General features: G+C 67.5%; 7 protein-coding genes. 6 read left to right on the top strand and 1 reads right to left on the bottom strand.

What is annotated here, in order from left to right; translation table 11 throughout:
- Window positions 1-8: 8 nt before the first annotated feature.
- From ACTJLD_RS08940 to ACTJLD_RS08965, 6 genes are all read left to right on the top strand, one after another.
- On the top strand, window positions 9-1,973 hold the full coding sequence (locus ACTJLD_RS08940; RefSeq protein ID WP_060206332.1) for a PhoX family protein: 1,965 nt from the start codon (window positions 9-11) through the stop codon (window positions 1,971-1,973).
- Window positions 1,974-2,581: 608 nt separating this feature from the next.
- Complete coding sequence (locus ACTJLD_RS08945; protein WP_057056455.1) at window positions 2,582-3,406, top strand: IclR family transcriptional regulator; 825 nt, start codon at window positions 2,582-2,584, stop codon at window positions 3,404-3,406.
- 253 nt (window positions 3,407-3,659) lie between these two features.
- On the top strand, window positions 3,660-5,027 hold the full coding sequence (locus ACTJLD_RS08950; protein WP_440658582.1) for an MdtA/MuxA family multidrug efflux RND transporter periplasmic adaptor subunit: 1,368 nt from the start codon (window positions 3,660-3,662) through the stop codon (window positions 5,025-5,027).
- A gap of 15 nt (window positions 5,028-5,042) precedes the next feature.
- A complete protein-coding gene (locus tag ACTJLD_RS08955) occupies window positions 5,043-8,156 on the top strand; it encodes an MdtB/MuxB family multidrug efflux RND transporter permease subunit (protein WP_060173773.1) in 3,114 nt (1,037 codons plus the stop codon).
- 104 nt (window positions 8,157-8,260) lie between these two features.
- Window positions 8,261-11,569 carry an efflux RND transporter permease subunit gene (locus ACTJLD_RS08960; RefSeq protein WP_059695488.1) on the top strand — a complete coding sequence of 1,103 codons (3,309 nt, stop codon included), beginning with the start codon at window positions 8,261-8,263 and terminating at the stop codon, window positions 11,567-11,569.
- A gap of 105 nt (window positions 11,570-11,674) precedes the next feature.
- Window positions 11,675-12,067 (top strand): VOC family protein, encoded by a 393-nt coding sequence (locus tag ACTJLD_RS08965; protein WP_124815510.1) that lies wholly within the window; start codon window positions 11,675-11,677, stop codon window positions 12,065-12,067.
- A gap of 138 nt (window positions 12,068-12,205) precedes the next feature.
- On the opposite strand, the gene ACTJLD_RS08970 is transcribed toward ACTJLD_RS08965, so the two are convergent.
- On the bottom strand, window positions 12,206-13,690 hold the full coding sequence (locus ACTJLD_RS08970) for an NYN domain-containing protein (RefSeq protein WP_440658584.1): 1,485 nt from the start codon (window positions 13,688-13,690) through the stop codon (window positions 12,206-12,208).
- Window positions 13,691-13,795: the final 105 nt, after the last annotated feature.

The following is a 13,795-nucleotide window of genomic DNA, read 5'->3' on the forward strand; positions in this document are numbered from 1 at the left end:
GACTCCACATGCCCGCGTTGCCCAATGCTTCCCGTCGTCAGGCCCTGAAGATCCTCGCCGGCGCGCCGATGCTTCCCCTTTCCGGCCTCGCGCTGCCGGCCCTGCTGACGGGTTGCGGCGGCGACGACAATCCGGCGTCGACGCCGGCCCCGGTCGCCGCCGCGTACACGTCGGCGACGTTCTCGGCGATGGCCGCCCCGACGCTCGACAACGCGGCCGCGATGGCCACGACGACGGTCGGCTCGACGCTGTCGGTGTCGTTCTCGGACGGCTCGGCGCGCAACTTCAAGCTCGCGTACCGGCCGTTCTTCGTGACGGGCGACATGGTGCCGGACGGCAAGGGCGGCACGACGCTCGCGGGCGGCTACTACGACATCAACAACCAGCCGATCATCGACCGCTCGGTTGCCGGCAAGGAGCGCCAGTTCTATTCCGACTGCCCGGACGGCAGCTCGCTGCTGACGCTGAAGAACGCGAACGTGCCCGGCGTGAAAGGCAACACGGTGTTCGCCGTCGTGCAGTTCGAATACACGACGCGCGACCAGGCGAGCGCATCGCAGTACGGCCAGCTGCCGTCGCCGATCGCGGTGCTGACGCTCGACCAGGATCCGGCCAACGGCGCGCTGAAGGTCGTCAAGTACCACAACGTCGACACGTCGAAGGCGCACGGCCTGTGGATCACGTGCGGCGCGAGCCTGTCGCCGTGGAGCACGCACCTGTCGAGCGAGGAGTACGAGCCGGACGCGACCAAGGCCGCGACCGACGCGCAGTTCAAGGCGTTCAGCAGGAACACGTTCGGCGACGAGACGAAGGCGAACCCCTACCACTACGGCCACCTGCCCGAGATCACCGTGAATCCCGACGGCACGGGCACCGTGAAGAAGCACTATTGCCTCGGCCGCATCTCGCACGAGCTGATCCAGGTGATGCCGGACCAGCGCACCGTGATGATGGGTGACGACGCCACCAACGGCGGCCTGTTCATGTTCGTCGCCGACAAGGCCGCCGACCTGTCGGCCGGCACGCTGTATGTCGCGAAGTGGACGCAGACCTCGTCGGCCGGCGCCGGCACCGCGACGCTCACGTGGATCAGGATCGGCCACGCGACGAGCGGCGAAATCGAAGCGCTCGCGAACACGTTGAAGGCGTCGGACATCATGGACCTGGTGACCACCGACCCGAACGATGCGAGCTACACGAAGATCCACTTCGGCGGCAAGTTCAACTGGATGCGCGTGAAGCCGGGGATGGAAAAGGCGGCCGCGTTCCTCGAGACGCACCGCTATGCGGCACTGCTCGGCGGCAGCATGGGCTTCACGAAGCTCGAAGGCACGACCGTGAACGCGAAGGACAAGATCGTCTACACGGCGATGTCGCGGATCGAGACGTCGATGGTCAAGGGCAATGCGGCGTCGCGCGACGTCGCGGTCGACAAGAAGATCGCCGCGGGCGCCGTCTATGCGCTGAACCTGAAGGGCAGCCAGCGCGACACGACGGGCAGCGCGATCGACAGCGAATGGGTGCCGGTCGACATGGGCGCGCCGGCCGCGCTCGTCGGCGAGGATCTCGCCGCGGCCGACGGGCTCGGCAACCTCGCGAACCCGGACAAGATCGCGAACCCGGACAACCTGAAGTTCTCCGAAAAACTGCGCACGCTCTTCATCGGCGAAGACTCGGGCATGCACGTGAACAACTTCCTGTGGGCGTACAACGTCGACACGAAGTCGCTGGTGCGCGTGCTGTCGTGCCCGGCCGGCGCGGAATCGACGGGCCTGCACGCGGTCGACGAGATCAACGGCTGGACGTACATCATGAGCAACTTCCAGCACGCGGGCGACTGGGAATCGCCGCTGCACGACAAGGTCAAGCCGACGCTCGACCCGCTCGTGCGCGCGAACTTCAAGGACCGCTTCGGCGCGAGCGTCGGCTACCTGACGGCCGAGCAGACCAGCATCAAGCTCGCGAAGGCCTGACCGGGCCGCGCGAGGAGGCGCCGCCCGCCGGCCGGGGTGTCCCTAACCGGGCGTCCCTTTCTTCATCACCGATCATTCGTCGGCGCTCCACGCCGTTTGATGCGCGATGCCCAGTGCTGGCATCGCGCTTTTTTTTTGCGCGTGCGAATCGCGTCAGGCGCACGCGCGAGCAGGCGCCGCGCGGGTGTAAACGGGGGGTTTCGACGATCGGGGGATAATACGGGCCTGACGCGTCCGGGCGGGCGAGCAGAAAAACGGGCAAAAAAAAGCGCCACGGAGACCGTGGCGCTAAAAAAGTTCTAGCCATTCCGAGGGCCGTGCTAGAACCTGAGAGACTGCGCGAAACATCGTTGCCGGTTAAACTCTTGAAACGATGTTTCGAAAACGTGAGACATTCTTTCCGTTTCCGCCCGACAAGTCAAGCGGTATTTGCACCGGTTCATGCACTTTCTGGCAACGCTCATTTGAGCGTTTTCCTAATAAACCAAGGGTGAACCCGTAAAATCTCATCCAATGACCGGTTCACCCGCGGAACATGCATCCTTTGACAATAGTCCTACAATACCAACAAAATTGAAATCGAGTTTCGGAAATAGAGAGAATCCCTCGTGTCGACCACTGTAACCCCTCCCGCGTCGCGGGACCGTGAATCCTCGCCCGACGAAATCACCGCCCTCGCCCGCGGCCTCGCCGTCCTGCGTCGCATCGCGGCTGCCGACGCGCCCGTCAGCAACCGCGAGCTGACCGAACTGACCGGCATCCCGAAGCCGACCGTCTCGCGCATCACCGCGACGCTCGTCAGCGCCGGCTTCCTGTTCCAGTTGCCCGACAGCGAGCGCTTCGTGCTCACCGCGTCGGTGCTCGAACTGAGCCACGGCTTCCTGCGCAACTTCGACATCCGCGCGCGCTCGCGGCCGTTCATGATCGAGCTGGCCGAGCGCACGTCCCTGTCCGTGCACCTCGCGGTGCGCGACCGGCTCGACATGGTCGCGATCGACGTGATCCGGCCGCGCTCGGCCGTGCTCGTCACGCGTCTCGAGATCGGCTCACGGATGGACATCGCACGCACCGCGGTAGGCCGTGCGTATCTCGCCGCACTCGAGGACGACGAACGCCGCCTGCTGCTCGAGTCGCTGCGCACCACGGCCGGCGACGACTGGCCGCACGTGTCCGCGCGCCTGACCCCCGCGCTGGACGACGCAATGCGCGACGGGTGCGCAATCGCGATCGGCGAATGGCGCGAGGGCCTGAATGCGGTGGCGGCCGGTTTCGTCGGCCCGTCGGGGCAGCGCTATTCGGTGAATTGCGGCGGCGCGTCGCACCAGTGCCCGCCCGAATGGCTGCACGAACACGTGGTGCCCGCGCTTCACGAATGCATCGCGAAAATCACCCGCGAGATCGGCGGCGCACCGGCCCGGCGGCACGCCGTGTAATCGATTCGTCATCGTCCAATTGCGTTCTGTAACGACCGTAACCCGTTGAAAGATAGTCCACTGGACTGTAACGGGGACGGGACGTAGGATCATGCCCATCGTCGCGCCGCCTTCGCGGTGCGCACCGCTCTTTTCCCGCGCAGGCCGGCGGGGCCCCGGACCGAGCCGGGCGCCCCGTCCCGGCACCGCCCGCCCACGCGCAGCCCAGCAGTCCGATTTCCGGCACGCCGCGCCGTATTCCTGACAGAACACGATGGATAACGAACAAAAGCCCACGCCTCCTTCGAACGACCCCGCGTCTCCCGCCGCACGGCTCCCGCGCCGCACGCTGATGGCCGGGGCGCTCGCGGTCGTCGTCATCGGCGGCCTGCTGTGGTGGCACCCGTGGAACCGCACGCCGGTGGCCGGCAGTGCCGCGACGGGGGCGGGTGCAAGCGCCGCCGGTGGCGGCGGCCACCGCGGCCGAGGCGGCCCCGCCGCGATGGCGAACATTCCGCAGCCCGTGCAGGTCGCGACCGCGACGCAGGGCGAAATGCCGATCGTGCTGTCCGCGCTCGGCACCGTCACGCCGCTCGCGAACGTGACGGTCAAGACGCAGCTGTCGGGCTACCTGCAGTCGGTCTCGTTCCAGGAAGGCCAGATCGTCAGGAAAGGCGACGTGCTCGCGCAGATCGACCCGCGCCCGTATCAGGTGTCGCTCGAGAACGCCGAAGGCACGCACGCGCGCGACTCGGCGCTGCTCGCGACGGCCCGCCTCGACCTGAAGCGCTACCAGACGCTGCTGTCGCAGGATTCGATCGCGTCGCAGACGGTCGATACGCAGGCTTCACTCGTCAAGCAATACGAAGGCGCGGTGAAGACCGACCAGGCCGCGATCGATTCCGCGAAGCTGAACCTCACGTATGCGCGCATCACCGCGCCGGTGTCGGGCCGCGTCGGCCTGCGCCAGGTCGACCCCGGCAACTACGTGACGCCGGGCGATGCCAACGGCATCGTCGTGATCACGCAGTTGCAGCCGATGAGCGTGATCTTCACGACGTCGGAAGACAACCTGCCGCAGATCCTCAAGCAGGTGAACGCGGGCCAGAAGCTGTCGGTCACCGCGTACAACCGCAACAACACGGTGCCGCTCGAGACGGGCTCGCTCGCGACGCTCGACAACCAGATCGACACGAGCACGGGCACGGTCAAGCTGCGCGCGAACTTCGATAACAAGGAAGGCATGCTGTTCCCGAATCAGTTCGTGAACACGCGGCTGCTCGTCGACGTGATGCGCAACGCGACGATCGTGCCGACCTCCGCCGTACTGACCGGCTCGATCGGCCAGTTCGTCTACGTCGTGAAACCCGACAACACGGTGACGGTGCGCAAGGTCACGGTCGGCCCGGTCGACGGCGAACGCACGAGCATCGTCAGCGGCGTGTCGCTCGGCGAGCGCGTGGTGACCGACGGCTCCGACCGCCTGCGCGAAGGCGCGAAGATCTCGATCCCGGCCGACAAGCCGAAAGGCGCGTCGGGCGCGCGCGGCGCCGGTGCGGCGTCGGGTGCATCGGGCGCCGACGGCCATCGCGGCGGACACCGGCACGGCGCGTCGCAGGCAGCGGCCCCCGCGGCCCAGTAACGCGCGGGCCGCTCGATGAATCCATCCCGCCTTTTCATTCTCCGGCCGGTCGGCACCGCCCTCCTGATGGCGGCGATCATGCTGGCCGGTCTCGTCGCGCTGCGCTTCCTGCCGCTCGCCGCGCTGCCGGAAGTCGACTATCCGACGATCCAGGTCCAGACCTTCTACCCGGGCGCGAGCCCGGAAGTGATGACCTCGTCGGTCACCGCGCCGCTCGAACGGCAGTTCGGGCAGATGCCGTCGCTGAACCAGATGTCGTCGCAGAGTTCGGCCGGCTCGTCCGTGATCACGCTGCAGTTCTCGCTCGACCTGCCGCTCGACATCGCCGAACAGGAAGTGCAGGCCGCGATCAACGCGGCCGGCAACCTGCTGCCGTCCGACCTCCCCGCCCCGCCGATCTATGCGAAGGTCAACCCGGCCGACGCGCCGGTGATCACGCTCGCGGTCACGTCGAAGACGCTGCCGCTCACGCAGGTGCAGGACCTCGCCGACACGCGCCTCGCGATGAAGATCTCGCAGATCGCGGGCGTCGGCCTCGTCAGCCTGTCGGGCGGCAACCGCCCGGCCGTGCGGATCCAGGCGAACCCGACCGCGCTCGCGCAGTACGGGATGAACCTCGACGACCTGCGCACGACGATCTCGAACCTGAACGTGAACACGCCGAAGGGCAACTTCGACGGCCCGACGCGCGCGTACACGATCAACGCGAACGACCAGCTCACGAGCGCCGATCAATACAACAGCGCAGTCGTCGCGTACAAGGGCGGCCGCCCGGTGATGCTCACCGACGTCGCGACGGTCGTCGCCGGCTCGGAGAACACCAAGCTCGGCGCGTGGGTGAATTCGGAGCCCGCGATCATCCTGAACGTGCAGCGCCAGCCGGGCGCGAACGTGATCCAGACGGTCGACGCGATCAAGGCGCAGCTGCCGAAGCTGCAGGAAACGCTGCCGGCCGCGCTCGACGTGCAGATTGTCACCGACCGTACGACGATGATCCGCGCCGCCGTGCGCGACGTGCAGTTCGAACTGCTGGTCGCGGTCGGGCTCGTCGTGCTCGTGATGTACCTGTTCCTCGCGAACATCTACGCGACGATCATCCCGAGCCTGTCGGTGCCGCTGTCGCTGATCGGCACGCTCGCGGTGATGTACATGGCCGGCTTCTCGCTGAACAACCTGTCGCTGATGGCGCTCACCATCGCGACCGGCTTCGTCGTCGACGACGCGATCGTGATGATCGAGAACATCGCGCGCTACGTCGAGGAAGGCGAATCCGGGCTCGAGGCCGCGCTGAAGGGCTCGAAGCAGATCGGCTTCACGATCATCTCGCTGACGGTGTCGCTGATCGCGGTGCTGATCCCGCTGCTGTTCATGGGCGACGTGGTCGGGCGCCTCTTCCATGAATTCGCGATCACGCTCGCGGTGACGATCGTGATCTCGGCGATCGTGTCGCTCACGCTCGTGCCGATGATGTGCGCGAAGCTGCTGCGCCATTCGCCGCCGCCCGAGAGCCATCGCTTCGAGGCGCGCGTGCACCACGCGATCGACTGGGTGATCGCGCGCTACGCGGTCGCGCTCGAATGGGTGCTGAACCGCCAGCGCTCGACGCTCGTCGTCGCGCTGCTGACACTCGCGCTGACGGGCCTGCTGTACGTCTACGTGCCGAAGGGCTTCTTCCCCGCGCAGGACACCGGCGTGATCCAGGCGATCACGCAGGCGCCGCAGTCGATCTCGTACGGCGCGATGGCCGAGCGCCAGCAGGCGCTCGCGGCCGAGATCCTGAAGGATCCGAACGTCGTGAGCCTCACGTCGTTCATCGGCGTCGACGGCAGCAACATCACGCTGAACAGCGGCCGGATGCTGATCAACCTGAAGGCACGCGACGAGCGCTCCGAAACGGCCGCGCAGATCATCCGCGACCTGCAGCACCGCGTGGCGAACATCACCGGGATCTCGCTCTTCATGCAGTCGGTGCAGGATCTGACGATCGACTCGACCGTCAGCCCGACGCAGTACCAGTTCATGCTGACGAGCCCGAACTCGGAAGAGTTCGCGACCTGGGTGCCGAAGCTCGTCGCGCGGCTGCAGCAGGAGCCGTCGCTCGCCGACGTCGCGACCGACCTGCAGAGCAACGGCCAGTCCGTCTACATCGAGATCGACCGCGCGAGCGCCGCGCGCTTCGGCATCACGCCGGCGACCGTCGACAACGCGCTGTACGACGCGTTCGGCCAGCGCATCGTGTCGACGATCTTCACGCAGTCGAACCAGTACCGCGTGATTCTCGAGTCCGAGCCGAAGGAGCAGCACTACGCGCAATCGCTGAACGACATCTACCTGCCGTCGGCGGGCGGCGGCCAGGTGCCGCTGTCGTCGATCGCGTCGTTCCACGAACGGCCGTCGCCGCTCCTGGTCGCGCACCTGTCGCAGTTCCCGTCGACCACCGTCTCGTTCAACCTCGCGGCGGGCGCGTCGCTCGGCGAGGCGGTCAAGGCGATCGAGGCCGCCGAGAAGGACATCGGGCTGCCCGCGTCGTTCCAGACGCGCTTCCAGGGCGCGGCGCTCGCGTTCCAGGCATCGCTGTCGAACCAGCTGTTCCTGATCCTCGCGGCGGTCGTCACGATGTACATCGTGCTCGGCGTGCTGTACGAGAGCTACATCCACCCGATCACGATCCTGTCGACGCTGCCGTCGGCCGGCGTCGGCGCATTGCTTGCGCTGATGATCACCGGGCACGACCTCGACATCATCGGGATCATCGGCATCGTGCTGCTGATCGGTATCGTGAAGAAGAACGCGATCATGATGATCGACTTCGCGCTCGAGGCCGAACGCGTCGAAGGCAAGCCGCCGCGCGAGGCGATCTACCAGGCGTGCCTGCTGCGCTTCCGGCCGATCCTGATGACGACGCTCGCCGCGCTGCTCGGCGCGGTGCCGCTGATCGTCGGCGCCGGCGCGGGCTCCGAGCTGCGCCAGCCGCTCGGGGTTGCGATCGCCGGCGGCCTGATCGTGTCGCAGGTGCTGACGCTGTTCACGACACCCGTGATCTACCTCGGCTTCGACTCGCTCGCGCGCCGCGTGCGCGGCTGGTTCGAGCGCCACGGCCCGCAAGCCGGCACGCGCACGGATGCGTAAATGAAACGACCCCCACGCTCACTTCGTTCGCGTGGGGGGGCGCAGCCCCCCCATCTCCCGAAAACGCATCCGTCGGAACACGCGGCGGCCCAGCGAGTGCCGACATGAACCTGTCGCGCCCCTTCATCACCCGCCCCGTCGCGACGACGCTGCTCGCGATCGGCGTCGCGCTCGCGGGCCTGTTCGCGTTCGTCAAGCTGCCGGTGTCGCCGCTGCCGCAGGTCGACTTCCCCACCATCTCGGTGCAGGCGTCGCTGCCCGGCGCGAGCCCCGAGACCGTCGCGACCAGCGTGACGAGCCCGCTGGAGCGGCACCTCGGCTCGATCGCCGACGTCTCCGAAATGACGTCGACGAGCACGGTCGGCAACGCGCGGATCATCCTGCAGTTCGGCCTGAACCGCGACATCGACGGCGCCGCCCGCGACGTGCAGGCCGCGATCAACGCGGCGCGCGCCGACCTGCCCGCCGCGCTGAAGAGCAACCCGACCTACCGCAAGGTCAACCCGGCCGACTCGCCGATCATGGTCGTGTCGCTGACGTCGGAGACCTCGTCGCCCGCGAAGCTGTACGACGCCGCGTCGACGGTGCTGCAGCAGTCGCTGTCGCAGATCGACGGGATCGGCCAGGTGTCGGTGAGCGGCTCCGCGAACCCGGCCGTGCGCGTCGAGCTCGAGCCGCAGGCGCTGTTCCACTACGGGATCGGCCTCGAGGACGTGCGCGCGGCGCTCGCCTCCGCGAACGCCAACGCGCCGAAAGGCGCGATCGAGTTCGGCCCGCAGCGCTACCAGCTCTATACGAACGACCAGGCGTCCGAGGCGTCGCAATACCGCGACCTCGTCGTCGCGTATCGCAACGGCGCGGCCGTGCGGCTGTCCGACCTGTCCGACGTCGTCGATTCGGTCGAGGATCTCCGCAACCTCGGCCTGTCGAACGGCAAGCGCGCGGTGCTCGTGATCCTCTACCGCTCGCCCGGCGCGAACATCATCGACACGATCGACCGCGTGCGCGCGGCGCTGCCGCAGCTCACCGCGTCGCTACCGGCCGACATCACGGTCACGCCCGTGCTCGACCGCTCGACCACCATTCGCGCGTCGCTGAAGGACACCGAGCACACGCTGCTGATCGCGATCAGCCTCGTCGTGATGGTCGTGTTCCTGTTCCTGCGCAACTGGCGCGCGACGCTGATCCCGAGCGTCGCGGTGCCGATCTCGATCGTCGGCACGTTCGGCGCGATGTACCTGCTCGGCTTCTCGATCGACAACCTGTCGCTGATGGCGCTGATCGTCGCGACCGGCTTCGTCGTCGACGATGCGATCGTCGTGCTCGAGAACATCTCGCGGCATATCGAGAACGGCAAGTCGCGCATGCAGGCCGCGTTCGACGGCGCGCGCGAGGTCGGCTTCACGGTGCTGTCGATGAGCATCTCGCTCGTCGCGGTGTTCCTGCCGATCCTGCTGATGGGCGGCATCGTCGGGCGCCTGTTCCGCGAGTTCGCGCTGACGCTGTCGCTTGCGATCGCGGTATCGCTCGCGGTGTCGCTCACGGTGACACCGATGATGTGCGCGCGCCTGCTCCCCGAGTCGCACGAACCGCAGAACGAAGGCCGCTTCGCGCGATTCCTGGAACGCTGTTTCAGCCGCATGCAGCGCGGTTACGAACGCTCGCTGTCGTGGGCGCTGCGCCGGCCGCTGCTGATCCTGCTGACGCTCGTCGCAACGATCGGGCTGAACGTCTACCTGTACATCGTCGTGCCGAAGGGCTTCTTCCCGCAGCAGGACACCGGGCTGATGATCGGCGGCATCCAGGCCGACCAGTCGACGTCGTTCCAGGCGATGAAGCTGAAGTTTTCCGAGATGATGCGAATCGTGCAGGGCAACCCGAACGTGAAGAGCGTCGCGGGCTTCACCGGCGGCACGCAGACCAACTCGGGCTTCATGTTCGTCACGCTGAAGGATCGTACCGAGCGCAAGCTGACGGCCGACCAGGTGATCCAGCAACTGCGCCCGCCGCTGGCGGACGTCGCGGGTGCGCGCACGTTCCTGCAGGCGGCACAGGACATCCGCGTCGGCGGCCGGCAGAGCAACGCGCAGTACCAGTTCACGCTGCTCGGCGATTCGAGCGCCGACCTGTACAAGTGGGGGCCGATCCTGACCGAGGCGCTGCAGAAGCGCCCCGAGCTGACCGACGTGAACTCGGACCAGCAGCAAGGCGGCCTCGAGGCGATGGTGACGATCGACCGCGCGACGGCCGCGCGGTTCGGCATCAAGCCCGCGCAGATCGACAATACGCTGTACGACGCATTCGGCCAGCGCCAGGTCTCGACGATCTACAACCCGCTGAACCAGTACCACGTGGTGATGGAAGTCGCGCCGAAATACTGGCAGAGCCCCGAGATGCTGAACCAGGTGTGGGTCAGCACGTCGGGCGGCAGCGCGAACGGCTCGCAGACCACCAACGCGGCTGCCGGCACCTACGTCGCGACGTCGGCCGGCACGTCGAGCGCCGGCACGGCCGCGCAGAGCGCCGCGGCGATCGCGTCGGACTCCGCGCGCAACCAGGCGCTCAACGCGATCGCGGCGAGCGGCAAGTCGAGCGCGTCGTCGGGTGCGTCGGTGTCGACGTCGAAGTCGACGATGATCCCGCTGTCGGCGATCGCGACGTTCGGGCCGAGCACGACACCGCTGTCGGTCAACCACCAGGGGCTGTTCGTCGCGACGACGATCTCGTTCAACCTGCCGCCCGGGGTGTCGTTGTCGCAGGCGACGCAGGTGATCTATCAGACGATGGCGCAGGTCGGCGTGCCGCCGACGATCGTCGGCAGCTTCCAGGGCACCGCGCAGGCGTTCCAGCAGTCGCTGAACGACCAGCCGATCCTGATCCTCGCGGCGCTGCTGGCCGTCTATATCGTGCTCGGGATCCTGTACGAGAGCTACATCCACCCGATCACGATCCTGTCGACGCTGCCGTCGGCCGGTGTCGGTGCGCTGCTCGCGCTGCTGCTGTTCAAGACCGAGTTCAGCATCATCGCGCTGATCGGCGTGATCCTGCTGATCGGTATCGTGAAGAAGAACGCGATCATGATGGTCGACTTCGCGATCGACCAGACGCGCCACTACGGCAAATCGTCGCTCGACGCGATCCACGAGGCGTGCCTGCTGCGCTTCCGCCCGATCATGATGACGACGATGGCCGCGCTGTTCGGCGCGCTGCCGCTCGCGTTCGGCAGCGGCGACGGCGCCGAGCTGCGCGCGCCGCTCGGGATCGCGATCGCCGGCGGCCTGATCGTGTCGCAGGTGCTGACGCTCTATACGACGCCGGTCGTCTACCTGTACATGGACCGTTTCCGCGTCTGGGCCGAGAAGCGGCGCAACCGCCGCGGGAATTCCGGCGGGCCGGCCGTCGCCGGGGAGTGATGGAAGCGGCCGCCCGCCGGGCGGCCGCTTGCCGCGCTTGCGCATCGGCAGCGATCGGCTATCGTGAGTCCATGCCCACCGCGGGACCCTTCACGGGGACACGCCATGAACGTCCAGCTCAACCATACGATCGTCTGGTGTCGCGACAAGCGCGCGTCGAGCCGCTTCCTCACCGAGCTTCTGGAACTGCCGCCGCCTACGCCGTTCGGCGCGATGCTGGTCGTGCCGCTCGACAACGGCGTGTCGCTCGATTTCTACGAACAGGCAGGGGACATCCGGTCGCAGCATTACGCGTTCCTGCTCGACGAAGCCGGCTTCGACCGCGTGCTGGCACGCATTCGCGAGCGCGGGCTGCCGCACTGGGCCGATCCCGCGAAGCGGCAACCCGATGACATCTACCGCCACAACGGCGGCCGCGGCGTGTATTTCGACGATCCGGACGGCCACTTCCTCGAAGTGATGACGCAGCCTTATGCGCTGAACGGTCCGGTCGGCTGACGGGCGGGCATTGCGCCGGCCGTTGTTGCACTGCGAGAAACCGGCCCGGGTGCCGACCTGCTTCGGACGACACTCGGCCGGGGGACGTTACCGGGCCACTACCCGGCTCGGCCGTTACCTCAAGCCCCTACGCGACCATTACTCGGCCGCTGCCGCCGCCTTGCGCGGGCGCCGCGCGCGCGGTGCCGCCTTGCGGGCCGGTTTCTTCGGCTTGGCTTCGGCGGGCGCCTCGACAGCCGCCCCGGCCGGCGCGGCAACCACCTCGCCGCCGACATCGCCTGCCGCCGGCTCGGTGTGCGTCACCGCGGCGGGCCACATATCGCCCTGCTCCGGGTCGCGATGCGGGTCGCCCGCATGCTTGCCGTGCGTGTGCTTGTCGCCGCCGTGCTTCGCCGCGCCATGCCCGGCGTCGTCCGGCCGCCCGGCCGCCTCACGGCCTGCGCTCTTCGCGGCGGCGCCCTTCTTCGCGCCGGTCTTCTTCGCCGCGCTCTTGCGCGCACGCTTGCGGCCATCCTTCGCATCGCCGTGCGCCTCGGCTGCTTCCACCGCTTCGACCGCTTCGGTCGTTTCTGCCGGCACGACTGCCGCGATTTCGGTGGCTTCGGCGGATTCGGCCATCGCCGCGTCGTCCGCGTCGACCTGCACCGTTTCATGCACGACGGCTTCCGCCCGCTGCTCGCGACGTCGCGGCTCGCGGCCGGCCCGCGCCGGCTCCGCCGCGCGCGCGCCGTGGTGGCCGCCGTGGTGTGCAGCCCCGCCTTCGCCGGCCTGCGCAACCTGCTCCGCAGCCGCCGACTGGCGTGCCCGCGACACGAACGCACCCGACTTGTCGTCACGCCCCACTTCGAGCAGGCCGCGCGCCTGCGCCTCGTCGAGCAGGTTGCCGAACGCGCGGAATCCGTAGTACGACTCGTTGAAATCCGGCTTGCGACGCTTGATCGCGCTCTTCAGCACCGACGCCCAGATCTTGCCGACGTCGTCCCGCTCCGACGCGAGCGCGTCGAACGTCTCCACGGCCAGCGCGATCGCCTCGGCCTTGCGCGCGTCCAGGTCGTGCTTGCGCGACGCCGCCGGCTCGTCCGGCCGCTTCGCGCCGCCGTTGCCCGCGCGCTGCTGCTGTTCGCGCTTCGCGAGCGTGCGCTGCTGCTCACGTACCAGATCGTCGTAGAAGATGAATTCGTCGCAGTTCGCGACCAGCAGGTCCGACGTCGATTTCTTCACGCCGACGCCGATCACCTTCTTCGCGTTCTCGCGCAGCTTCGACACCAGCGGCGAAAAATCCGAGTCGCCGCTGATGATCACGAACGTATCGACGTGCGACTTCGTGTAGCAGAGGTCGAGCGCATCCACGACAAGCCGGATGTCGGCCGAATTCTTGCCCGACTGGCGCACGTGCGGAATCTCGATCAGCTCGAAGCTCGCCTCGTGCATCGACGCCTTGAAGCCCTTGTAGCGATCCCAGTCGCAATAGGCCTTCTTCACGACGATGCTGCCCTTCAGCAGCAGGCGCTCCAGCACGGGCTTGATGTCGAACTTCTCGTACTTCGCGTCGCGCACGCCGAGCGCGACGTTCTCGAAGTCGCAGAACACGGCCATGCTGACGTTGTCCAGGGGTAATGCCATGTGTACTCCAACCGGTGGGCCGCTGCGTTGTATGACGTAGCGGCGAAAAATGCATCGCGCACATGATAGCCGGTCGGCGCGTCATTCCCGCATCCGTGTGAACGA

The organism is Burkholderia sp. 22088, from assembly GCF_052045915.1.
Taxonomy (GTDB): Bacteria; Pseudomonadota; Gammaproteobacteria; order Burkholderiales; family Burkholderiaceae; genus Burkholderia; species Burkholderia cepacia.